Genomic DNA, 20,126 nt, shown 5'->3' on the forward strand with positions numbered 1-20,126 from the left:
TCACCTCCTAAGCTGGCTCCGGATGCGCTCCGCCAAGCTCTTGGGGCGGAGCTGCCAAACCGCCGCCTGGTAGATCAGAAGAAGCCCCAAAAGAAACACCCCGGCCACCAAGAAGCGGCCCAGGTACAGGGAAGATGGCCTGGGGGTTTCCTGCGAAACCTGCACCAAGAACGCAGCCAAAGCGGCGGCCTCAGCCTCGGTGAGGGGCTTGCCCTTATACGCCTCCCGCATCACCGGAAAGGCGGGGTTGGTGAGCAAGGCAGTAAGCCCCGCCTCCCCTCCCAGCCGCTTGGCGGCGTCCGTGAGGTCCTTGCCCAGGGAACCACCCCCCAGGAACCCCAACCCGGCCACGGTGTGGCAGGCCTGGCAGGGAGCGCCGCCGTTTTGCAAGGGCCTTTGGCCCAGGTATAGGGCCCGGCCCAAGGCGGGGTCCCCTTGGGTCGCCACCGGCGCTGGTCCCTGGGGCTCGGCTCCGGAAAGCCCCTTCAGGTACTGGGCGATGGCCCGGGCCTGGGCCTCGGAAACCTGCGGCATGGGAGGCATGACCCCGTTGTAGGTGACGCCCCCCACCTCCAAGGGCCCGGAAAGCCCTTGGCGCACCACCTGGACCACGTGGGTTTCGTCCAAGGCCCTGGGGTTCCCGGCCAAAGGCGGGATAGCCCCGGGAATGCCCTGGGCCTCGGCCCCGTGGCAACCGGCGCAGAACTGGCCGTAAAGGGCCTTCCCCTCCTGGGCCAAGGTAGGGGCCAGGAGGAAGGCCAGGACCAGGGGATAGAGCCTTCGCTTCATCCTCACCTCCGGCCCTTAGTGTGGGGACACCACCTCACAGACACTGGCCCGGCCCGGGACATCTGTCCTAAGAGAAGAGGCCTACCCTGAAGGCGATGCGGCCCTTAGCCCGGCTCAGGCTTACCGCCGAAGGGTTGGCCGAGGTCCTGGAGGCGGACCCCTCCTTGGGCCTGGAAGGCCGAGGCCCCTGCGCAGAGCTGGTGCAGGGGCAAGACCCCTTTGGCCGCCCCTTGTGCTCCCGTTGCCCGGTGCAGCGGGAGCTGAAGCGGGGCGCTTACCGGGCCAGCACCCCCCTTCTCCTCAAGGGAAAGCGGCTTCGCTGCCAGGGCTACCGGGAAAATGGAGGGTACCTGGTGGAGCTCTACCCCGAACGGGCTGAACCCCCGGATCTGCTTTTGGAGCTTTCCCGGCTCACCCGGCACCTCCTGCGCCACCCAGAAGCCTTCCCCGACGCCTTGGAAAGCTTCCTGGGCGTCTTGCGCCAGGGGTTGGGCATGGACGCCGCCGAGCTCTTCCTCGCCGACCCCGAGGGACACCACCTGATCCTCACCGCTTATGAGGGGCTACACCGGGAAGCGTTTTTGGAAAAGCCCTGGTTTCACCTGGGCGAGGGCTACCCGGGCATCGTGGCCCTCCATCGGGAACCCCTCTTCACCCACGCCCTACAGCAAGACCCCCGGTACCTCCGGCAAAAGGTGAAACAGCTAGGATACCAGACCTACATCTGCTACCCCCTGGAGCTTCCCCACGGCCTCATCGGCGTGCTCAACCTGGCGGCGCGTAACCCCGAATTGGACCACCAGGAGGCCCTCGAGGCCCTTTCCCGCATCGCTCCCCTCTTCGCCAGCACCCTCTACACCCTCCTCACCCGCCTGGGCGAGGTGGGGCTTTTGGCCCTAGGGGAACGCCTCTACCGGGGGGAGGTTGCCGAGGCCCGGCACACCTTCCTCCAGGCGCTCAAACGGCTCACCCAGGCCACCGGGGTAAGGCTGGTGACTCCCGGCGGCGAGCGGATGGAGCTGGGGCTTGTCCCCCCGTGCGCCATGCGGAACTGCCCCGCTTGGCGGGGGGAGGTGGTGGGCCTGAAAAACGGTCTTCCCGACTGCCCCGAAGCGGAAGGGAGGCCCAGGATCTGCCTGCCCCTTTGGGCCAAGGGGCAGGTGGTGGCCGTGGGCACCTTGTTCCACGCCCGCCCGCCCAAGCCTCCCACCGGCCCCGCCGCCCCCGCACTGTGGTTTTCCCGGCTCGCCACCCCCCTCCTCTTTCCCCACAACGAGGCGCAGGAGCTGGACCTCGAGGTTTACGCCTTGGGAGGCTTCCGCCTCCGCTTCCGGGGCAAGGAGCTCTCCCCCAAGGACTTTGGCCGCAGCGGGGCTTACCGCCTCTTCAAGTTCTTCTTGGCCAACAAGGACCGGGCCCTCTACACAGATGACCTGGCCGAAGCCTTCTTTCCCGAGCTGGAACCCGAGCGGGCCCGGCAGGAGGTTTACGCCCTCGTTTACCATCTGCGCAAGACCCTACCCGGCATCGTGGAGCGGGAAGGGGAGTATTACCGTCTACACCTCCCGGAGCGGCGCTTCCTGGACTTTGAGCGCTTTGAGGAGCTCATGCGCAAAGCGGACCTGGAGGAGGGGCTTTCCGCCTTCAAAACCCTGCGCCAGGCCCTGGAGCTTTATAAAGGCCCCCTGTTCGGCGACGACCCCTACGGGGAGTGGGCGGAGGCGGAACGGACCTACCTCCAAGAAAGGGCCCTTTCCGGCCTGCTGCGCCTAGGGGACCTGGCCGAGGCCCTGGGTTACAAGGAGGTGGCCAAGGAAGCTTACGCCCGCGCCTTAAAGCTGGAACCCTTCCTCCAGGAAGCCAAAAGGCGCCTCGAGGCCCTGAAGGGGTGAAGCATGGACCTCTCCCAAGTACCCCTCTTCCGCGAGCTGGACCCCAAGGACCTGGAAGCCCTGGCCCGGGAGGCTAGGCCCCGCCCCTTGCAAAAGGGCGAGGTGCTCTTTCTGGAGGGGGAGCCCGTCCGGGCCCTCTTTGTGGTGCAAAAGGGGCTCATCAAGGTCTACAAGCTAGACCCCGAGGGCAGGAAGCAGGTGGTCCTCCACGTGGAGGGGCCAGGCCGGGTCCTGGCCGAGGTGGCCCTTTTCCTGGAACGGCCCACCTACCCTGCCAGCGCCGAGGCTCTGGAGGAAAGCCAGGTCCTGGCCATTCCCAAGGAAGTCTTCTTCCGCCTGGTGGAGGAAAGACCCCCCCTGGCCCGGGCCCTGATCCGCTACCTGGCCCGCCGGCAAGGCCAGCTCCTCCACCTCCTGGACCGCCTGGTCTTCCACGAGGTGCGGGAGAGGCTCTGCGAGTTTTTGCTGGAAGAGTTGCGGGCAAAGGGACAGGGCTTCCCCTTACCCACCAACCCCGAGCTCGCCGCCCTTTTGGGCACCGTGCCCGAAGCGGTTTCCCGCAACCTGGGGGAGCTTTACCGGCGGGGGCTAATCCGCCTTTCCGGCCGGAAGGTGGAAATCCCTAACCCCATGGCGCTAGAGGAGGAGATCTTGTGAGAGCGATTATCGCTTTTAACCTAGGAAATCCGAGCAAAATACTTGACTTTTGCCCCGAACCTACCCTAGCCTCAGGAGCAGGAGGTGCCCCTATGTATCCCCTTTCCCAGCTTTCTCCCGGCCAACGCGCCCGCGTGCTCCAGGTGGCACCTGAGCGCCGCCGCCTCCTCGCCTTGGGTCTCCGTCCCGGGGCCCTCGTGGAGGTCCTGCTCCAGGCCCCCCTAGGCGACCCCCTGGAGGTACGGGCGGGGGAGGCCTTCTTGCTCCTGCGCAAAGAAGAGGCGCAAGCGGTGATGGTGGAGGCCTTAGAAGAAGCATGAGCTGCCCCCGGTGCGCACCCCAGGCTCCCTTGGCCCTAAAGGCGGAGGAAAGGTGGGCCTTGGTGGGCAACCCCAACACCGGCAAGTCCTCCCTCATCAACGCCCTGGCGGGGGCGGACCTCGAGGTGGGCAACTGGTCCGGGACCACCTTAGAGCGCCTTTCCGCCCACCTGTCCGTGGGCGAGGGCCGGGTGGAGCTTGTGGACCTGCCCGGCACCTACAGCCTCCTACCCACCTCCCCGGAGGAGGCCCTTGTCCTAAAAGAACTCCTGCAAAACCCCCCGGACCGGATCCTGAACGTCCTGGATGCGGGCAACCTGGAACGCAACCTGGTCCTCACCCTGGAGCTCATGGAACTCGGCCTGCCCATGGCCTTGGTGGTGAACCTCCTGGACGAGGCCGAGGCCAAGGGGCTTCGGGTGGACCTGGAGGCCTTGGCCGAAGCCCTGGGCCTGCCCGTGGCCGGCGCCATAGCCGCCCGGGGCCAGGTAGAAGGGGTTTTGGAGGCGGCGCTAGGGGCCCTGGCGCCCAAGCCCCCCGTGCGCTACCCCGCCCCCCTCGAGGAGGCCTTGGCCGCCCTGGAACCGTCCTACCCCAACCGGGGGCTGGCCCTTCTCGCCCTTTTGGGGGAGGCGGTGCCGCTACCCGAACCCCTCCTTAGGGCAGCCCAGGAGGAGCGGGAAAAGCTCCTACGCAAGGGGCACGACCCCTACCTGTTGGCCTTGGAAGGACGCTACCAGAAGGCCAAGGAAGTGTACGAAAAAGCGGTCCAGCGCCACGGCACCCCTTCACCCCTCACCGAGCGCCTGGACCGCCTGGTCCTCCATCCCCTTTTGGGCCTACCCCTTTTCCTCCTGGCCCTTTTTCTCGCCTTCCGCTTCACCTTTGCCCTTTCTAGCCCCTGGGTGGACCTCATCGGCCGGGTGCAAGAGGTGCTTGCGGGATGGATTGCCGCCTCACCCCTGCCGCCCCTTCTCCGCTCCTTCTTGGCGGAGGGCGTGGTGGCGGGGGTGGGCACGGTGCTGGCCTTCACCCCGGTGCTCTTCCTCCTCTACCTGGCCCTGGCTTTTTTGGAAACTTCCGGGTTCCTCGCCCGCATGGCCTTCGTGGCCGACCGGGTCATGCAGTGGGCGGGACTTCCCGGAAAGGCCTTCATCCCCTTAGTCCTGGGGTTTGGCTGCAACGTGCCCGCCGTCTACGCCACCCGGGCCCTCGCCCACCCCCTAGACCGCCTGCGGGTGGCCTTGGCCCTCCCCTTTTTGGCCTGCGGGGCCCGGCTTCCCGTCTTCACCCTGTTCGCCTTCGTCTTCTTCCCGAAAAACGCCCCCCTGGTGGTGCTTGGCCTCTACCTCCTGGGGCTTCTCGTGGGGCTCGCCACCGCTTTGCTCCTTGGGCGCCTCTTCCAAGCCGGGCGGGGCGAGGGGGCCATGGAGCTTCCCCCCTACCGCTTCCCGCCTCTAAAGCTCCTCCTCCGCCTCTCCTTGGCCCGCACGGGAAGCTTCGTGCGGGGGGCCGGGGGGCCCATCCTGGTAGCCGTCCTCCTCATCTGGGCCCTCCTTCACGTGCCCTTGGGGGCAACCAGCCCCTACGCCCTTCTGGCCCAAGCGCTGACCCCCCTGTTTGACCCCCTGGGCGTGGGGGACTGGCGGCTCGTGGGGGCCCTCATCCCGGGCTTCGTGGCCAAGGAGGTGGTGGTGGGGGCCTTGGGGGTGAGCTTCCTGGGCGAAGCGGGCCTGGCCCCCTTGGGCCTCCTCGAGGGCCTGCGCACCCTAGGCGAAGCCTTCGGCCACGCCCTGGCGGGCACCCTGCAAGGCCTCCTTTCCCTGGTCGCCCCCGTGAGCTTTTCCTTGGCCCTCGAGCCCACCCCCTTGCAGGCCGTCCTGAAGGACGCCGTGGACCCCATGGGGGCCCTGGCCTACCTGGTCTTCGTCCTCCTCTACACCCCCTGCGTGGCCACCCTGGCCGCCTTGCGCCAGGTGGTGGGGACGCGCTGGGCCGCCTCGTCCGTGGCTTACCAGCTCCTCTTGGCCTACGCTCTGGCCTTCCTCGCCGGACACCTCCCCCTTAAGCCATGACCCAGAAGGCCCTGGACCTCCTCAAAACGCCCAAGACCGCATCCCAACTGGCCCGGGAACTGGGCCTCACCCCGGAGGCGGCAAGGCTCCTCCTCCACCAGCTTGCCCGTCGGGGTTACGCCAAACCCCTCCCCTGCGGCACCGCCTGCGGGACTTGCGCCTTCCGGGGCGCGTGCCAAGAACCCGGGGAGGTCTACTGGTGGCGTACCTAACCCTGGGGTTCCAGAACGTGCACGTTGGGCAGGGTCTGGGCCCAGAGCCGGTTCTTCTCCACGTAGTCCCGCCACTTCTCGGGAACGTCCTCCTCGGGGTAGATGGCGTTCACCGGGCAGGCGGGCACACAGGCACCGCAGTCAATGCACTCGTCCGGGTGGATGTAAAGCTGCTCCCCGGCATCGTAGATGCACTCCACCGGGCAGACCTCCTGGCAGGACCGGTCCTTCACACCGATACAAGGCTCGCAGATCACGTGGGGCATAGGCCACCTCCCAAGGCGCACTCTGGAGGACAGCCCCAGCACGGGTCCATGACCCAGATCAAGCCCCCGCATGGGCCCCTTGCTCCGGGGCCTTTGCATACGCTAAGGGTATGCTCCGTAAACCCTTACTCTCCTGTACCCTTTACCCTCCCCAGGGAGCGAAGGTCTACCTCCCTGACCTTAAGGGAGGGCCCTCTGTCTGGATGCGGGACAAGGCCCTGGCCGCATTGGAGCGGAAAGGGCTTCTGGTGCGGGAAAAAGACCCCAAAGACGGACGCCGCTTCCGCCTCGCCCCCACGGCGGAAGGAGGGCGCCTCGCCGAAGCCCTAAAGGGCTACGCCCAACCCTTGCGGAAGGCCTTAGCGGGGGTAGATGCCGAGGCACTCCTAATCCCCCTCATGGCCCTCCTCGAGGGGCTCGTGCGCCAAGGGGTGATGGCCGATACCGGCCTCTGCCTCACCTGCCGCCACCTGCGGCGGGAAGGAGGGTTTTACTGCGCCCTCCTCCGCCTCCACCTCGCCCCAGAGGACTTGCGCCTCGCCTGCCCGGACCACGCACCCGCCTGAAGTTATCCTCTACCGGGTAGGCCTTCCCTTAAGCACCTCTTGCGGGGTTAAGCGCCTTTCCCGAGCCTTTTGAACCTCAACAGGCGTAAAGGGTTGCGGGTTTCGGTTGCCGAAGCTAGCGCCTATGTGGTTGAGCAAGCGGGCGATCTCCTCGTCTCCCAGCTGGCCGATAGGGGGCATCAGGCCGTTATAGGTAAAAGAACCCACCTTAAGAGAGCCTTGCAGGCCAAAGGCCACCACCTGCACCAAATAGGCCCGCCCCTTAGGGTCCTTGAATAAAGGATCTAACCCCACCAGGGATGGAAAGGCTCCCGGTACTCCTTGCCCCGTGGGCTGGTGGCATCCGGCACAATACTGGGCGTAAAGCTTGCCTCCATCCTGGGCCAAGGCCATCCCCCATAACCCCAACGCTAAGATCATCCACCCGTTCCTCATCATGCTTCCTTCCTTTCCGCAAGAGGACGCTTGCCCTTTAAGTCCAACCATGCGGGAGGCACATAGGCGCAGCGGGGATCAGCAGCCAGGTAGTCCCCCGTTTCCGCCCAGGCCCGGGCCCGGCTCCCCCCACAAACATAGCGATACTCACAAACCCCGCACTTCCCCTTGAGGAGGTTTTTGTCACGGAGTTCGCGGAAGAGCAAGCTTTCCCGGTAAATCTCCAGAAGGGGCTTTTCGCGCACGTTACCTGCATACACCGGCAAAAAGCCCGACGGGGCCACATTCCCCGTGGCAGAGACGAAAACGAAGCCGTTGCCATCCGTAACCCCTAGGCGGGAGTGTTCCATCCCGTCCTGGAAGTACTCCTGGTACAGGCTCTCCCCTGCCGCCAGGGCCCGGTCAGGCCTTCCCTCCGCCTTCCGCCTTTGCAGAACCACCCGGCGGAAGTGGTGGGCCTCGGTGGTTTTCACATGAAAGGGGTAGGTTCGGGAAACCTCGTAAAGCCAGTGGAGGACCTCCTCAAACTGCCGGGCGGAAAGTTGCTTCAACACCTTTCCCCGACCCACCGGGACCAAGAAGAACAGGCTCCAGAGCACCACCCCTTTCTCCGCCAAAAGAGGGGGAAGCGCCTGGATTTCCGGCCAGTTGTCCTGGGCCACGGTGGTGTTCACCTGGGTGGGAAGCCCTGCCTCCTTGGCCCAGTCCAGGGCCTCGAGGGTCCGGGCAAAGGTTCCCCTTTCTCCCCGGAAAGCGTCGTGGGTTTCAGGGGCCGCCCCGTCTAAGGAAAGGGCGAGCCGGTTAACCCCCGCCTCTTTAAGGCGGAAAACCATCTCCCGGGTTAGAAGCGGCGTAGCCGCAGGAGTGAGCCCCACCTTGAGCCCCTGCTCCTTTGCCTTTTCCAGCAGGAGAAAGAGGTCGCTTCGAGCCAGGGGATCACCCCCGGTAAGAAGCAGGAGGGGCTTAGGCCGGTAGGTGGCCACCTCCTCCAAAAGCCGTAGGCCCTCTTCCGTAGAAAGCTCATCAGGAAGGGGATGCGGCATGGCCGAGGCCCGGCAGTGCCGGCACGCCAGCATGCAGGCGTTCGTCACCTCCCAGGCGACGAGGTAAGGGTATTGGGCGAAATCGGGGCGTTCCACGTTTCTAGCCTTCGCTATAAGGCCCTCGCCGTCCATGACCCGGGTCATGTCTCTTCCTCCAGCCCCCTAGTAGATGTCGTAGGCGGTGTTGGACACGTTGAGCTTGCCCGTAGGGGTACCAGTCTCTCCCTGCCCCAAGCCTCACCGCACGCCATTCGCTGTGGGGGGGTTCCGCACGAAGAGGTCCCCGGAGGGGTCCTCCGGGGACCTTACCCGAGTCCTAGTGCGTGGGGGAGTGGGCCTTTTGCTCGGCGGGCGCGTACACCCGGATCACACCCTTCATGTAGGGGTGGATGCTGCAGATGTAGGTGTACTCCCCGGGCTGGGTAAAGGTGATGCGGTACCGCTCCCCGTGACCCAGCTTGGGGGTAACAAAAGGCTCGGGCCCTTGGACGTTGATGACCACGGCATCATGCCGTCCCGTGCGCTCTCCTTCCAAGAGGTCAAAGACGTCCTCGTTGACAAACTCCACTGTAGTTCCCACAGGGATTTCTAAGATTTTCGGGTAGAAGGAGTTGCCCACCATTTGTACCCGCACAGGTAAGGGCTCCAGGGCCTTCGCTCCCACGGCCACGGGTTGGGTCAAGGCGGGGTCCAGGGGCATGCGCACCGTGTGCTCGTGATCAGGGGTTCCCAGGCCGTAGGGGTCCAGTACCCGCTTCGCATCCGCAGGGATGGCGGTGAGGGCCTTCGGTCCCTCTGCCGGCACCGCGCGCACCCGCGGGGCATCCTTCTTTGCCCGCAAAATTCCCACGGCCCCCTTGATGGCGGTATTGAACACGTGGGTCACCAGGGTGTAGTCCCCCTCCACCGGAGGTACCCGCCACTCAATAACCCAGGAGTCCGAAGGGCCTGCCAACACGGTCTGGCTTCCTTTCATGACGTTGTCCGGGTTGCCTTGGTAGTAGATGTACTCCCAAACGCCCCCCACCACGTGGAAGGTGCTGGTGAGGCTGGGACCGGCGTTAAGGAAGTAAATGCGAATGTAGTCGCCCGGCCGCACGGGAATAGGCTCGTTGACGTAGCGGAAGTTGTACCCGTTAAAAACCACGTAGGTAGCCTTGCCATCAAAGAAGTCCCTTCCCGAAGCGTACCACTCGCTCTGGACGATGTAGAGCTTGAGGTCAGGTGGGCGCTTGAGCTCAGCCTCGAGGCGGTACTTCTTCTTCGGCTCCACCACGATCATGCCGTGCTGACCACCCATGGTATGGGCCATAATCCCGTGCCCACCCGGGGCGCAGTGGTACATGAAGACACCTGGGAAGTCAGCGGTGAAACGGAAGACCCGTTCCTCCCCGGGCTGGACGTTGCCCAGGAATTTGGAGGTCTGGGTGTTGGCGGCGTGGATGGAAAGCCCATGGGCTACGCTATCCACATTCTTCAGAACGATTTCCACCGTGTCGCCTTCCTCCACCACCAACATGGGCCCCGGGCTCATGCCGTTAAAGGAGAACCCCTTTACGTAAACCCCCTCGTCCACGGGGAATACACTGCTTTGCGCCGTCAGCTCAAAACGCTTGACCGCCGCTAGGGCAGGCACCCCCAGGGCCACCGCCGCCATCAGTAAGAACCTTGCGCCTTTCATCGCTCACCTCCGGCAGGTCCCAACTCGGACCTGTTCATCCGTGTTTTAGCATCTACCCCTAAGGACAGGTGTCCTTGTGACAGATGTCCCTATCGCCCCACATCCTGGGACAGGGCTACGTCTTGACCTAGCCCAAGGTCAAACCTCGCAGGGCGGGCATAGACTTAGAACCATGCGGCTCGTTTACCTTATACTCGGCCTACTCTTCGCCGGGTTTGGCTTTTTGGGGACCGTGCTTCCCGTCCTCCCCGCCACCCCCTTTTTTCTGGTGGCGGTATATCTTTTTTCCCGTAGCCACCCGGGCTTGGAACGTTGGCTTCTCTCCTTGCCCAGGATCGGCACTCTGCTCCAGAGCTACCGCGAAGGCCGCGGCATACCCCTCAACACCAAGCGCCTAGCTACCGGCATGGCCTTGGTAGCGGCGCTTTTCAGCACCCTTAGCCTCCCCCACCCTTGGATCCGGGCCCTCGTCTTCCTCCTCGTCGCCTATGGGGTCCATTTCCTTTGGTGGCGGGTCCCCACCCTAGCGCCGCAAGAAGGCCCAAAACACCAATAACTCCCACAGGGCCAAAAACCCGCCCAAAGGATCCCAGGCCGCCCGGCCTCCCCAGGCTAGGCCGTAGGGCGTGGGAAGGGGCAGGCCAAGGAGCCTCGAGGCCAGGTAGAACGCCGCAAGGCTTAAGGCCAAAAGCGCCGAAGAGGCCCGGAGCAAGGTTCCCAGACCACCCCTCAAAGCCTCCGGCAGTACCAAACTGAGGAAAAGAAGGGTATAGCCTAGACCCCCCTGAAGGATTAGCCCCCACAACAAAACGCTTTCGTAGAAAAAGGCTTCCGCCGCACCCCCATAAGCCCTTTGTCCTAGGCTTGCCAACAGGTCCCCGCAAAACCCCTTCCAGCCCAACCCTGCACCCAAACTCTGTAGGTGAGCCGGCAAGAGGGCCATCAGGGAAGGAAGCCACAAGGGCATAGACCAAGTTTAGGGGACCCCCCAGGGACTTTTGTACTTGACGCCCCCCCAGCTTTTCATAAAACTCGGATGTGTAGGTCGTAGTTAAAGGAGGTGGCACATGCCCGAAAAGGAACACTGGCTCTTAGACAACCCCTGGCTCCTCCTCGGCATCCACGTGGTCCTCTTTGTCGGCCTCTACCTCGTGTGGGGTTGGCTGGACATCAGCCGTATCCCTAGGCCTTAAGGAGGTTTCCATGGCCCTCTATCCTCCCAAGGACTGGCAAAACGAATCCGTTGCTCGCGAAGAGCGAATTTGGTTGACCCTGGCTGCCCTCTTCGCCATCGTTTTCCTATCCGCCTTCATGGGCATATGGCACCTCACGGGCCGCCAAACCACCCATGGCGAGGCATACCGGGTAGATCCCCAGGCTTATCGGCAAAAGGTCTTGGAGTTTACAGAATTGCATCGCGTGGGGGAGCTAAACGGAATCCCCGTAGTGGCTCCACCTCCTGGAGACATTTACCTCATGGCCCAAGCCTTCAGCTGGTACCCTGTCCTAAAGCTTAAAGAGGGGGAAACCTACAGGCTCCACGTAGGCTCTGTGGATTTCCCCCACGGCTTTAGCCTTTACCCCCACGAGTGGAGCCTCCAGCTTTACCCGGGATACGAGTGGGTATACACTTTTAAGCCCACCAAGGCCGGCGAATACACCCTCGTCTGCAACGACTATTGCGGTTTAGGACACCATACCATGCTAGGAAGAATCCTGGTGGAGAAGGAGCAGTCAAGGAGGTGAACCGTGGCCCTGCCTCTAGAACGCACGTGCCCTGCCACAGGGCTTAGGCTCTTTGGCGTTGCCGAAACCCTGGTCCGGTGGAACGCCGTAGCTGCTGTGGTCTTCCTGCTTTTGGGTTTTCTCTGGGTAATCCCCACCACCTTGAACCGGGTTCTTGGGCCAGAAGTGGTTTCCCCCAACCTGTACTATCAGGCTACCTTCCTGCACGGCTGGAACATGCTCATTTTCTGGATCCTCTTCTTTGAGGTGGCCCTCCTCTACTTTGCCGCTTCCGCCATTCTCAAAACGCCCTTGGCCCTGCCCCAGCTCGCGTGGGGAGGGTTCGGGCTCATGCTAGGCGGGGCGGTCCTCATCAACTACCTGGGCATGGCCCAGCCCCTTTCGTTCCTGCCCTTTACCCCCTATGTGCCCCTAAAGGCCCCCCCTCTTTTCTACCTAGCGGTCCTCCTCTTCGCCGTGGGTGCCATCTTGGCCGTCTGCGTTTTCTTCCTCACCCTCCACCGCGCCTGGAAAACAAAGGTCTACGGCCCCTCTATGCCCCTAGCCGCTTTCGGAGCACTCACCGCCGCCATCCTGGCCACCACCACCCTCCTCTCGGGAGCGATCGCTTTCATCCCCGCTTTTCTCTGGTCCTTAGGCCTCCTACCGAGCTTAGATCCCTTGTGGTGGCGGCACACCTACTGGGGTTTCGGCCACGGAGCCCAACAGGTCAACCTGGCCGCCATGGTCACCGCTTGGTACCTCCTGGCCCTCTTCACCGTGGGGGGCACAACTCCAAGCGAGAGGCTATCCCGCATTGCGTTTCTGCTTTACCTGCTAGGGATTAACCTGGGCTCGGCTCACCACCTCCTCACCGAACCGACGGGGGCGCTCTCTAGCGCCTGGACCTGGGTGAACACCGGCTACCTCATCCATGTGGCCGTTCTGGGAAGCTTGATTCATGCCTTTTCCGTGCCTGCAGCCATTGAACGCGGGTTGCGCATGAAGGGCTTTACCCAGGGGCTTTTCACCTGGCTCCTTCGCGCCCCTTGGGGGAATCCCGGTTTCTCCGCCCTTTTCCTTTCTGTAGTCCTCTTCGGCCTGCTGGGCGGCGTAAGCGGGGTAACCATGGGTTCCTACGACATGAACCTGAAGTGGCACAATACCCTGGCCGTGGTAGGCCACTTCAAGGGGACAGTGGTGGTGGGAACGAGTCTCGCTTTTATGGGGCTGACCTACTACCTCCTTCCGCTTCTTTTCCGCCGGAAAGTGGTTTTGCCGCGCCTGGCCGCCTGGCAACCTTGGCTCTTCGGCCTAGGGATGGCCTTGCTTTCCCTAGCGATGATGCGCCTTGGTGTGGTCTACGGCCTCCCCCGGCGGTTCGGAGATACTTTCCAGTTTGGGGGAAGCCCCTTTGGCTTCGCTTACCCCCCGGAGGCTTCTACCCTTCTTGCCGCCATGGGCATTGGCGGTGCGCTGTCCCTGGCAGGGGGGCTGCTCTTTGTCCTTCTGGTGGTGGGCTCGCTCTTTGGGGGCAAACGGCTAAGCGATGAGGAGATTCGCCTCACCTACGCCGTGCGCTCCGAGGAAGGCCCCGCCACCCCCAAAGGCGTTTACCTGCTCGCCCTGCTCTTTCTCGCCTTCTTCCTCCTGTACTATCTTTACAACCACTACTTCCTTTCCCAAGCGTGGCCCATCGGCATCCGGTAAAACCCTTCCCTCCCAGCCCCCGGGGGAATCCCGGGGGTTTACCATAGGGGCATGCCCGTGCGCAGCCTTCTTCGGCGGGAAGAGTCCTATGCCCTCCATGCCCTCCTCCTTTTGGCGGAGGAACCCGGCCTATCCGCAATGGAGATCGCCCAAAAACTCAAGGCTCCACCTGCCTTCATGGCCAAGGTGCTTTCCAAGCTGGCCAAGGCGGGGCTGGTGGAAAGCCGGATGGGACGTGCGGGAGGGGTATGGCTCAAAGGCACCCCTGAAGAGATTAGCCTCCTCAAGGTCATGGAGACCCTCTCTGGCCCCGTGGCCCTGGACCTCTGCGCCACCCTAAAACGCTGTCCCACCGAGGAGAGGCGGGGCGTCTGCTACCTCAAGCCCAACCTGGTGCGCATGAACCTAGAAATCCGGAAAGCCCTAGGGAGCCTCACCCTTAAGGACCTCCTTCCCGAAAAGGTTTGACCCAGGTCATGGCCCCGCCCACCCTTATCCCCCAGGCTAAGGGCATGGAAGGAATCGCCCTGACGACCCCGGTCAACGAGATCTTGCGGCGTTACCCGGAAGCGGTGCGGCTTCTGAGCGGGCTTGGCCTGGACACCTGCTGCGGCGGAGCTGAGCCCCTGGAGGAAGCGGCCAGGCAGGCAGGGCGGGACCCCATAGAGGTCCTGAACGCCTTAACAAACTTCCTGCAAAAGGAGGTGCGCCAATGAACCTGCGAGAAAAGGCCCGCTATGGGGCGGTGCGGGGTGTGGAACTTCTGGCCGACTACCCCGAGGTGCGACTGGTCCTCTTCAGCCTGCAAGGGGGCCAAGAGGTGCGGGGGAGGGGGGAGCCTCGAGTCCACCTCCTCTGCCTGGAAGGAGAGGGCACCCTCTTCGCTGGGGAACGGGAGGTCCTGGCCCGGCCAGGCACGCTCCTGGACGCCTCCCCAGGCGAGCCCCACGGGGCGCGGGCCGACCAGGGGCGTTTTTTGGTCCTCGGCATCATCACCCCCCACCCATGATCCCCGCAAGCCGCCTGGCCCTGACCAGCGCCCTCTTTTGGTTCCTGGTAGCCAACCTCCTCGGTGTTCTAATGGGGCTTGGCGCCCTACCCCTTACCTGGAAACCGGCCCATGCCCATACGCAACTTTTAGGCTTTGTGAGCCTCATGATCTACGGCGTGGCCTACCACGCCCTGCCCCGGTTTCGGGGCGTGGTCTTCCGACGGCCTGGGCTTGCTCTCTTTCAGGTGGGTCTCGCCAACCTAGGGCTTCTGGGCATGGCCTTGGGTTGGGGGTTGGCTTGGGGCCCAACCCTTTGGGGGGTCTTCGCCGGGGTTTCTGCTGTGGCCGGGCTTCTTTTCGCCTTGTTGATGCTGGAGGTGCTGTGGGGCTAAAGGACTTTTGCCCCTACGCCCTTCCCCTACCCTGGAGGCAAGGATGCGCGTGCAGAGCGTCCCTCTAAAGTCGGTGGCCCTGCCTGCGGAGCACGGGGGCTGGGGCTTCACCTTGGAGCCGGTTTTCTTGGGCCTTCTCCTTGCCCCGGGGCCCGCCACCCTGGGGATCTTCCTCCTCGGCCTTTTCGGCTTTTTGGCCCGGCACCCGCTGAAGCTCGCCTACCAGGACCTGCGGAAGGGAAAGCGCTACCCCCGCACGGACCTGGCCCTAAGGGTAGGCGCTTTTTACCTCCTCCTGGCCCTTTCGGGCCTCCTCCTCGCTGCCCTTACCGCCCAAGGGCCCTTCCTCCTGCCCCTCCTCTTGGCCCTCCCCCTTGCCGCCTACGTGGCCTACGCCGACGCCAAGAACCGGTCCCGGGAACTTTTCCCCGAGCTGGCGGCGGCCCTCTTCATGGCCGCCTTGGCCCCGGCAGGGGCGCTTGCGGGCGGCCTCGAGGCGGGGGTGGCCCTGGGAAGCTTCCTCGCCCTGGCCCTAAGGGACGTGGCCGCCCTCTACTACGCCCGGACCCAGGTGCTAAGGGCCCGGGGCGCCTCTCCCAAGCGCTACCCCGCCTTCCTGGCCCTTTCCCTTTCGACGGCCCTAGCTTTCCTCCTCGCCCAGGGTGGCCTTCTCCCCTACCCTGTCTTCTTTGGGCTTCTGGCCCTCGCCCTTTACGGAAGCTACGCCCTCCTCCGCCCCCCGGTGCCGGCCCGGGTCATCGGCTGGACCCAGATGGGGTTTGGCCTCCTTTTGGTCCTCCTCACCGCCTTCGGCTACACCCAGAGGGGGCTTCCCACCGCCCTTTTGGGGGTGCCAAGCCTCCACCGGCTTCTGGGGTGGGCCCTGGTGGGGCTCGCCTTCGCCCTGAGCCTTTGGCTTCTCTTCCGCAAGGAGGTGCCGCGGGCAGCCCGCTTCGCCCTGGGGCTTTACGACCTGAACGCCCTCTTGGGCCTCCTCTACCTGGCCTTGGGGGCGCCGCTATCCCCGCACCCCTTCCTGGCCCTCCTCGGGGTGGCGCTGGCCCACGCCCTGCTCCGCAGGCCCCACCCTTGGCCGGGGGTGGGGTTTTTCCTCCTGGGGCTTCTCCTCCTCGGGCACGGATAGTGGCCTTACGTACTCTGGCCCCTTGAAGCCTAGGGAAGCATGGGGGTATGCGCAAAGCGTGGGGCCTACTCGTCCTCCTGCCCCTGGCCCTGGCCCTCCTTTCCCTCTCCCTCCGCCTCCTCACACCCCCTCGCCCTTGGACTGAACCCATCCAGGCACCCCCCGAAACCCTCCAAACCCTCTACGCCGAGGCCCATCCCGCCGTTCTCCGCATAGAGGGCCCCGAGGGAAGCCGGGGCACGGGGTTCTTTTACGCCCGAGGCCTCGTCCTCACCGCCTACCACGTGGTGGCGGAAGGGGGGCCTTACACCCTGGTGCTCGCCAACGGCAGGCGGGCTTCGGCCCAGCTTTTGGGCTTCGCCGAACCCTTGGACCTAGCGGTGCTCTCCCCGGAAGGAGAAGCACCCAAGACCCTCCCCTTGGAAACGGAAAGGCGGCCCCGGGTGGGGGAGGCTGTGCTCCACATCGGTAACGGCCGCAACCAGTTCATCGCCCCCCGGTACGGGCGGGTGACCCGCCTCGAGGTGAGCCCCTCCCCGTTCCTCCCCCAAGGCCTCGTGGAAACCTCCCTCCCCCTCGCCCCGGGGGATTCGGGGGGGCCGGTGCTGGACGCAAGCGGGAAGGTCCTGGGGGTGGCGGTGGCCATCGGCCAGACGAAGGAGGGGTTCCGGAGCTTCTACACGCCCCTCCTGGGGCGGCAAGGGGTTCTCACCGCATTGGAACGGGGAGAAAGGCGCTACTGGCCTTACCTGGGCCTCAGGGGGCCTAGGGCCCTCACCCCGGACCTCGCCCAACAACTTGGGCTTACGCCGGGCGGGGTGCTGGTGGGCGAGGTGGTCCCGGGTGGGGCGGCCCACCGGGCGGGGCTCAGGGGGCTGGAGTCCGGCGGCGTGCCCGACGTAATCCTCGAGGTGGACGGCACCCCCGTGAACTCCTTTGAGGACCTCCTGCGGGAGGTGCGCAAGCGGGAGGTGGGGGAAAGGGTGCGCCTCACCGTGCGCCGAGGGGCCGAGGTCTTCCAGGTGGAAGCGGTCCTCGCCCCCTTCCCGGGGCGCTAACCCATCTGGTCCCGGTAAGCGGGCACACCCGGCATCCCCTCCGCCAGGAGGACCGCCCGGGCGATGGCCCGGGCCACGGCGTCGGCGGCGTAGGCCCCTAGGCGCAAAAGGCCCATGGGCCCAACTCCCCGCCCATCCCCCAAGGCCAGGGCAAAGACCACATCCCCGTCCAAGGGGGTGTGGGCGGGGCGGATGGCCCGGGAAAGGCCGTCCTGGGCCATGATGGCGAACCGTCTGGCCTCCGCCTTGGTGAGGGGAGCGTCCGTGGCCACCACGGCCAAGGTGGTGTTCTGGCCCAAAAGCGAGGGAAAGCGGTAGTCCTCGGGGAAACCCCGGTAGCGGGCAAGGTCGGGCAGAAGGGCCCGTTCCCCCTCGGCCAGGAAGGGCTCGGCGTAAAGCCTCCCCGTGGAAGGGTCAAAGGGGCGGCCTAGGCTGTTCACCGCCACCAGGGCCACCACCCTAAAGCCCTCCTCCAGGCGGTAGCCCGCAAGGCCCACCCCCCCCTTGACCCCGCCCGCCACCGCCCCCGTGCCCGCCCCTACGCTACCCTCCGCCACCTCCTCCCCTGCGGCCAAGGCGGCCCTGTAGCCCGCCTCGGGCGAGGGGAGCCGGAAGACCTTCCCCCGGCCGAGATCGTAGAGCACGGCGGCGGGGACGATGGGCACCACCCCGGCCGGGGTGGGGAAACCCCTGCCCCTTTCCCGGAGGTAGGCCATGACCCCCTCCGCCGCCCCCAAGCCAAAAGCGCTCCCCCCGGTGAGGAGGACGGCCTGTACCCTTTCCACGGTGTTCTCGGGGAGGAGGAGGTCCGTCTCCCGCGTGCCCGGGGCTGCCCCCCGCACGTCCGCCGCCGCCACCGCCCCCTCCTCCACCAGGACCGCGGTGCACCCGGTGCGGGCCTCGAGGTCGGTGAAGTGCCCCACCCTAACCCTAGGGAAAAGCGCCTCCTTGCCCCACAAGGCTTCCGCCATAGGGCCAGTATGGGGTAGGCTTAGGGGCAAGACAAGGAGGCGGTATGTGGGAGTACCTCATCCACGGCGAACCGTCGCCCAGGCTGCAAGCTTTTTTGGAAGGGGTGGGCAAGGCGCTGGAGGCCCAGGGTTTTCGCTTCAACCCAGAGGCGGAAGCCCCCAATCTGGTCCTGAACGCCATTACCCCGGAAAACCCGAGGCCCTACCGCCGCAAGGCCCAGGCCACCTTCGTGGCCTCCGTCCTGGAGCTCCCCGAGTACCCGGAAGACCCCTTGCGCCAGCTCTACCCTTACCTGGTCCGGGCCCTTTCCAACGTCCTCCTGGCCTACGTGCCGGGAAAAGGGGTGAAGTTCCTCACCCTGGAACTGGGGCACTACCAAGAACCCGAGGGGGAAGGCTTCTTTGAAAGGGTGGCGGCCCGCCTAAGGCCCATCGCCTGTAGCCGCCTGGTCATCAACAACCTCTTTGAGCAGGACCTCGAGCCCGAACTTTGGCACGGGGACGAGCTTACGGAGAGCATGTACCGGGCGGGGAAGAAGCTTAAGGAATGGGACCTCCTCCCCGCCCCCTTCCCCATTGAGGAGATCCTGCCCCCTGAGGACCTCCGCCACGTGAAGCGCCTCTACGGCATCGGGGGGCTTTCCTACGGCAACCTCTCCGTGCGCAAGGACGAAAGGCGCTTCTGGATGTCGGCCAGCGGGGTGGACAAGGCGAACCTTAGGGAGATCGGCCGGGACATCCTCATGGTGAAGGACTACGACCCCAAGCGGAACGCCATCCTCCTCTCCGTCCCCCCCCACGTGGAGCCCAGGCGGGTGAGCGTGGACGCCATAGAGCACTGGATGATCTACCGGGAACACCCCGGGGTAGGGGCCATCCTGCACGTGCACGCCTGGATGGAGGGGGTGCCCGCCACCTCCTTCAACTACCCCTGCGGCACCTACGAGCTGGCCCAGGCGGTGGCGGAGAAGGTGCGCCAAGCGCCCGACCCTACCCGGGCGGTGGTGGGACTTAAGAACCACGGGCTCACCATCACCGGGCGGAGCCTGGACGAGATTTTGGAGCGCATTGAGGGCAAGCTCATCCGCACCGTCCCCATGTCATGAAGGCCCTCCTCTATACCCCCTCCCTCCCCCGCTTCTTCGGGGCTAGGCTCCTGGGAAAGCGCTTCCCCAAGGGGCTCCTCCCCCTCGCCCTCACGGAAATCCCCCTGCCCGAACGGGAAGGCTTCGTGCGGGTACGGGTCCGGCTCAGCGGGGTCTGCGGCTCGGACCTCGCCCTCCTCTACGGCAAAAGCCCCCCCTCCATAAGCCCCTTCTTCTCCTTCCCCGCCGTCTTGGGCCACGAGATCCTGGGGGAGGTGGAGGGGAGCCTGGTGGCGGTGAACCCCCTTTTGGCCTGCGCCGACCGGGGGCTTTCCCCCTGCGCCCGGTGCCAGGCGGGGGAGGAGGGCCTATGCCAAAACGTGGCGGAGGGGGCCCTGGCCCCGGGGATGCTGGGCTACAACCGGGACCTGCCCGGGGGGTGGGGGGAGTGGGTCCTGGCCCGGCCCGAGCGGCTCCATCCCATCCCGGACGGGGTCCCGGAGGAAAGGGCCGTGCTCTCGGAGCCCTTGGCCGTGGTCCTAAGGGGCCTCAAGAAGCTCAGGCCCTGGCCCGGGGAGGTCCTCGTCCTCGGCATGGGCACCCTGGGCCTCCTCGCCGTGCGCCTCCTCCGGGCCTTGGGCTACGGGGGGAAGGTCTTGGCCGTGGCCAAGTACCCCCACCAGGCGGAAAGGGCGAGGGCCTTCGGGGCAGACGCAGTCTACAGAAGCGCCCGGGAGGCCCTCGAGGCGAGAAGCCGGCGCTACCGCTACCTCCTCTTCACGGGCCATAGGGGGGGGTACCAAGGGGTGGTAGAGGCCTCGGGAAGCGGCCGGGGCTTCCGGGAGGCCCTCACCTTGGCGGAGGAAGGGGGAAAGGTCCTCCTTTTGGGGGCGCCAGGGCTAGAGGCCGTGGATCTCTCCCCCTTCTGGTTCAAGGAGGTGGGCCTCGTGGGAAGCTACACCTACACCCGGGAGGAGTTCGCCGAGGCGGTGGCCCTCCTCCCCGAGCTTGGGGGCCTGGAGGCCTTCATCGGCGGGATCTATCCCCTTCCCGCCTGGAAGGAGGCCCTCTCCGCCCGGGGCAAGGCCCTCTTCCGGCCAAATGTGCCCTAGGC

General features: G+C 65.3%; 24 protein-coding genes. 18 read left to right on the forward strand and 6 right to left on the reverse strand.

The features are described from left to right. A complete protein-coding gene (locus A0O31_RS02030) occupies positions 1-789 on the reverse strand; it encodes a c-type cytochrome (RefSeq protein ID WP_071676459.1) in 789 nt (262 codons plus the stop codon). Between the two features lie 95 nt (positions 790-884). Between A0O31_RS02030 and A0O31_RS02035 the strand changes: the two genes are divergently transcribed. The 5 genes from A0O31_RS02035 (at position 885) to A0O31_RS02055 (ending at position 5,945) form a co-directional block, all read left to right on the forward strand. After that, positions 885-2,681, forward strand: a complete 1,797-nt coding sequence (locus A0O31_RS02035; RefSeq protein ID WP_071676460.1) for an AfsR/SARP family transcriptional regulator — start codon at positions 885-887, stop codon at positions 2,679-2,681. Positions 2,682-2,684: 3 nt separating this feature from the next. Beyond that, a complete protein-coding gene (locus A0O31_RS02040; RefSeq protein WP_071676461.1) occupies positions 2,685-3,338 on the forward strand; it encodes a Crp/Fnr family transcriptional regulator in 654 nt (217 codons plus the stop codon). Between the two features lie 92 nt (positions 3,339-3,430). After that, a complete protein-coding gene (locus A0O31_RS02045) occupies positions 3,431-3,658 on the forward strand; it encodes a FeoA family protein (protein ID WP_071676462.1) in 228 nt (75 codons plus the stop codon). After that, entirely contained in the window at positions 3,655-5,733 is a 2,079-nt protein-coding gene (feoB, locus tag A0O31_RS02050) for a ferrous iron transport protein B (protein WP_071676463.1), read from the forward strand. Before A0O31_RS02045 ends, feoB begins: the two co-directional genes overlap by 4 nt. Further along, positions 5,730-5,945, forward strand: coding sequence for a hypothetical protein (locus A0O31_RS02055; RefSeq protein ID WP_071676464.1), 216 nt, complete (start codon positions 5,730-5,732; stop codon positions 5,943-5,945). Before feoB ends, A0O31_RS02055 begins: the two co-directional genes overlap by 4 nt. Here the strand turns inward: A0O31_RS02055 and A0O31_RS02060 are convergent. After that, positions 5,942-6,211, reverse strand: a complete 270-nt coding sequence (locus A0O31_RS02060) for an indolepyruvate ferredoxin oxidoreductase subunit alpha (RefSeq protein ID WP_071676465.1) — start codon at positions 6,209-6,211, stop codon at positions 5,942-5,944. The two genes, A0O31_RS02055 and A0O31_RS02060, sit on opposite strands and share 4 nt — an antisense overlap. Positions 6,212-6,414: 203 nt before the next feature. Between A0O31_RS02060 and A0O31_RS02065 the strand changes: the two genes are divergently transcribed. Then, positions 6,415-6,777: a winged helix DNA-binding protein gene (locus A0O31_RS02065; RefSeq protein ID WP_071677894.1), complete on the forward strand. Its 363-nt coding sequence runs from the start codon at positions 6,415-6,417 to the stop codon at positions 6,775-6,777. Between the two features lie 9 nt (positions 6,778-6,786). Here A0O31_RS02065 and A0O31_RS02070 read toward each other — a convergent pair whose 3' ends face one another. The 3 genes from A0O31_RS02070 to A0O31_RS02080 form a co-directional block, all read right to left on the reverse strand. Beyond that, positions 6,787-7,263: a c-type cytochrome gene (locus A0O31_RS02070; RefSeq protein ID WP_420855817.1), complete on the reverse strand. Its 477-nt coding sequence runs from the start codon at positions 7,261-7,263 to the stop codon at positions 6,787-6,789. Continuing rightward, positions 7,212-8,399, reverse strand: coding sequence for a TIGR04053 family radical SAM/SPASM domain-containing protein (locus tag A0O31_RS02075; RefSeq protein WP_237259017.1), 1,188 nt, complete (start codon positions 8,397-8,399; stop codon positions 7,212-7,214). Before A0O31_RS02075 ends, A0O31_RS02070 begins: the two co-directional genes overlap by 52 nt. A gap of 172 nt (positions 8,400-8,571) precedes the next feature. Continuing rightward, positions 8,572-9,936: a multicopper oxidase domain-containing protein gene (locus tag A0O31_RS02080; RefSeq protein ID WP_203226798.1), complete on the reverse strand. Its 1,365-nt coding sequence runs from the start codon at positions 9,934-9,936 to the stop codon at positions 8,572-8,574. Positions 9,937-10,108: 172 nt separating this feature from the next. Between A0O31_RS02080 and A0O31_RS02085 the strand changes: the two genes are divergently transcribed. From A0O31_RS02085 to A0O31_RS02130, 10 genes are all read left to right on the forward strand, one after another. Next, entirely contained in the window at positions 10,109-10,492 is a 384-nt protein-coding gene (locus tag A0O31_RS02085) for a YbaN family protein (protein ID WP_071676468.1), read from the forward strand. A gap of 511 nt (positions 10,493-11,003) precedes the next feature. Then, positions 11,004-11,129 carry a hypothetical protein gene (locus A0O31_RS13430; RefSeq protein ID WP_256464042.1) on the forward strand — a complete coding sequence of 42 codons (126 nt, stop codon included), beginning with the start codon at positions 11,004-11,006 and terminating at the stop codon, positions 11,127-11,129. A gap of 10 nt (positions 11,130-11,139) precedes the next feature. After that, positions 11,140-11,682, forward strand: a complete 543-nt coding sequence (locus tag A0O31_RS02095) for a cupredoxin domain-containing protein (protein WP_071676470.1) — start codon at positions 11,140-11,142, stop codon at positions 11,680-11,682. Between the two features lie 3 nt (positions 11,683-11,685). After that, positions 11,686-13,371 (forward strand): cbb3-type cytochrome c oxidase subunit I, encoded by a 1,686-nt coding sequence (locus A0O31_RS02100; protein WP_071676471.1) that lies wholly within the window; start codon positions 11,686-11,688, stop codon positions 13,369-13,371. 51 nt (positions 13,372-13,422) lie between these two features. Then, on the forward strand, positions 13,423-13,839 hold the full coding sequence (locus A0O31_RS02105) for an RrF2 family transcriptional regulator (protein WP_071676472.1): 417 nt from the start codon (positions 13,423-13,425) through the stop codon (positions 13,837-13,839). 44 nt (positions 13,840-13,883) lie between these two features. Beyond that, positions 13,884-14,087, forward strand: a complete 204-nt coding sequence (locus A0O31_RS02110) for a DUF542 domain-containing protein (RefSeq protein WP_203226799.1) — start codon at positions 13,884-13,886, stop codon at positions 14,085-14,087. Continuing rightward, complete coding sequence (locus A0O31_RS02115) at positions 14,084-14,380, forward strand: AraC family ligand binding domain-containing protein (protein WP_071676473.1); 297 nt, start codon at positions 14,084-14,086, stop codon at positions 14,378-14,380. Before A0O31_RS02110 ends, A0O31_RS02115 begins: the two co-directional genes overlap by 4 nt. After that, entirely contained in the window at positions 14,377-14,754 is a 378-nt protein-coding gene (locus A0O31_RS02120; RefSeq protein WP_071676474.1) for a hypothetical protein, read from the forward strand. Before A0O31_RS02115 ends, A0O31_RS02120 begins: the two co-directional genes overlap by 4 nt. Positions 14,755-14,797: 43 nt before the next feature. After that, complete coding sequence (locus A0O31_RS02125; protein ID WP_071676475.1) at positions 14,798-15,898, forward strand: YwiC-like family protein; 1,101 nt, start codon at positions 14,798-14,800, stop codon at positions 15,896-15,898. Positions 15,899-15,945: 47 nt separating this feature from the next. Continuing rightward, positions 15,946-16,956 (forward strand): S1C family serine protease, encoded by a 1,011-nt coding sequence (locus A0O31_RS02130; protein ID WP_071676476.1) that lies wholly within the window; start codon positions 15,946-15,948, stop codon positions 16,954-16,956. On the opposite strand, the gene A0O31_RS02135 is transcribed toward A0O31_RS02130, so the two are convergent. Then, positions 16,953-17,927, reverse strand: coding sequence for a P1 family peptidase (locus tag A0O31_RS02135; RefSeq protein WP_071676477.1), 975 nt, complete (start codon positions 17,925-17,927; stop codon positions 16,953-16,955). The genes A0O31_RS02130 and A0O31_RS02135 overlap by 4 nt on opposite strands. 44 nt (positions 17,928-17,971) lie before the next feature. On the opposite strand from A0O31_RS02135, the gene A0O31_RS02140 reads away from it, so the two are divergent. Both A0O31_RS02140 and A0O31_RS02145 read left to right on the forward strand, forming a co-directional pair. After that, positions 17,972-19,033: a class II aldolase/adducin family protein gene (locus A0O31_RS02140; RefSeq protein ID WP_071676478.1), complete on the forward strand. Its 1,062-nt coding sequence runs from the start codon at positions 17,972-17,974 to the stop codon at positions 19,031-19,033. Next, on the forward strand, positions 19,030-20,124 hold the full coding sequence (locus A0O31_RS02145; RefSeq protein ID WP_071676479.1) for a zinc-dependent alcohol dehydrogenase: 1,095 nt from the start codon (positions 19,030-19,032) through the stop codon (positions 20,122-20,124). Before A0O31_RS02140 ends, A0O31_RS02145 begins: the two co-directional genes overlap by 4 nt. The last annotated feature ends 2 nt before the right edge of the window (positions 20,125-20,126 follow it).

This window comes from Thermus brockianus (assembly GCF_001880325.1).
GTDB lineage: Bacteria > Deinococcota > Deinococci > Deinococcales > Thermaceae > Thermus > Thermus brockianus.

Bases quoted from the DNA above. Each gene is read 5' to 3' on its own strand.
- A0O31_RS02110 (WP_203226799.1), top strand. From the start codon at position 13,884: ATGGAAGGAATCGCCCTGACGACCCCGGTCAACGAGATCTTGCGGCGT.
- A0O31_RS02125 (WP_071676475.1), top strand. From the start codon at position 14,798: ATGCGCGTGCAGAGCGTCCCTCTAAAGTCGGTGGCCCTGCCTGCGGAG.
- A0O31_RS02140 (WP_071676478.1), top strand. From the start codon at position 17,972: ATGTGGGAGTACCTCATCCACGGCGAACCGTCGCCCAGGCTGCAAGCT.
- A0O31_RS02065 (WP_071677894.1), top strand. From the start codon at position 6,415: ATGCGGGACAAGGCCCTGGCCGCATTGGAGCGGAAAGGGCTTCTGGTG.
- A0O31_RS02130 (WP_071676476.1), top strand. From the start codon at position 15,946: ATGCGCAAAGCGTGGGGCCTACTCGTCCTCCTGCCCCTGGCCCTGGCC.
- A0O31_RS02035 (WP_071676460.1), top strand. From the start codon at position 885: ATGCGGCCCTTAGCCCGGCTCAGGCTTACCGCCGAAGGGTTGGCCGAG.
- A0O31_RS02085 (WP_071676468.1), top strand. From the start codon at position 10,109: ATGCGGCTCGTTTACCTTATACTCGGCCTACTCTTCGCCGGGTTTGGC.
- A0O31_RS02040 (WP_071676461.1), top strand. From the start codon at position 2,685: ATGGACCTCTCCCAAGTACCCCTCTTCCGCGAGCTGGACCCCAAGGAC.
- feoB (WP_071676463.1), top strand. From the start codon at position 3,655: ATGAGCTGCCCCCGGTGCGCACCCCAGGCTCCCTTGGCCCTAAAGGCG.
- A0O31_RS02045 (WP_071676462.1), top strand. From the start codon at position 3,431: ATGTATCCCCTTTCCCAGCTTTCTCCCGGCCAACGCGCCCGCGTGCTC.
- A0O31_RS02095 (WP_071676470.1), top strand. From the start codon at position 11,140: ATGGCCCTCTATCCTCCCAAGGACTGGCAAAACGAATCCGTTGCTCGC.
- A0O31_RS02115 (WP_071676473.1), top strand. From the start codon at position 14,084: ATGAACCTGCGAGAAAAGGCCCGCTATGGGGCGGTGCGGGGTGTGGAA.
- A0O31_RS13430 (WP_256464042.1), top strand. From the start codon at position 11,004: ATGCCCGAAAAGGAACACTGGCTCTTAGACAACCCCTGGCTCCTCCTC.
- A0O31_RS02070 (WP_420855817.1), bottom strand. From the start codon at position 7,263: ATGGTTGGACTTAAAGGGCAAGCGTCCTCTTGCGGAAAGGAAGGAAGC.
- A0O31_RS02075 (WP_237259017.1), bottom strand. From the start codon at position 8,399: ATGACCCGGGTCATGGACGGCGAGGGCCTTATAGCGAAGGCTAGAAAC.
- A0O31_RS02060 (WP_071676465.1), bottom strand. From the start codon at position 6,211: ATGCCCCACGTGATCTGCGAGCCTTGTATCGGTGTGAAGGACCGGTCC.
- A0O31_RS02105 (WP_071676472.1), top strand. From the start codon at position 13,423: ATGCCCGTGCGCAGCCTTCTTCGGCGGGAAGAGTCCTATGCCCTCCAT.
- A0O31_RS02080 (WP_203226798.1), bottom strand. From the start codon at position 9,936: ATGAAAGGCGCAAGGTTCTTACTGATGGCGGCGGTGGCCCTGGGGGTG.
- A0O31_RS02135 (WP_071676477.1), bottom strand. From the start codon at position 17,927: ATGGCGGAAGCCTTGTGGGGCAAGGAGGCGCTTTTCCCTAGGGTTAGG.
- A0O31_RS02145 (WP_071676479.1), top strand. From the start codon at position 19,030: ATGAAGGCCCTCCTCTATACCCCCTCCCTCCCCCGCTTCTTCGGGGCT.
- A0O31_RS02030 (WP_071676459.1), bottom strand. From the start codon at position 789: ATGAAGCGAAGGCTCTATCCCCTGGTCCTGGCCTTCCTCCTGGCCCCT.
- A0O31_RS02120 (WP_071676474.1), top strand. From the start codon at position 14,377: ATGATCCCCGCAAGCCGCCTGGCCCTGACCAGCGCCCTCTTTTGGTTC.
- A0O31_RS02055 (WP_071676464.1), top strand. From the start codon at position 5,730: ATGACCCAGAAGGCCCTGGACCTCCTCAAAACGCCCAAGACCGCATCC.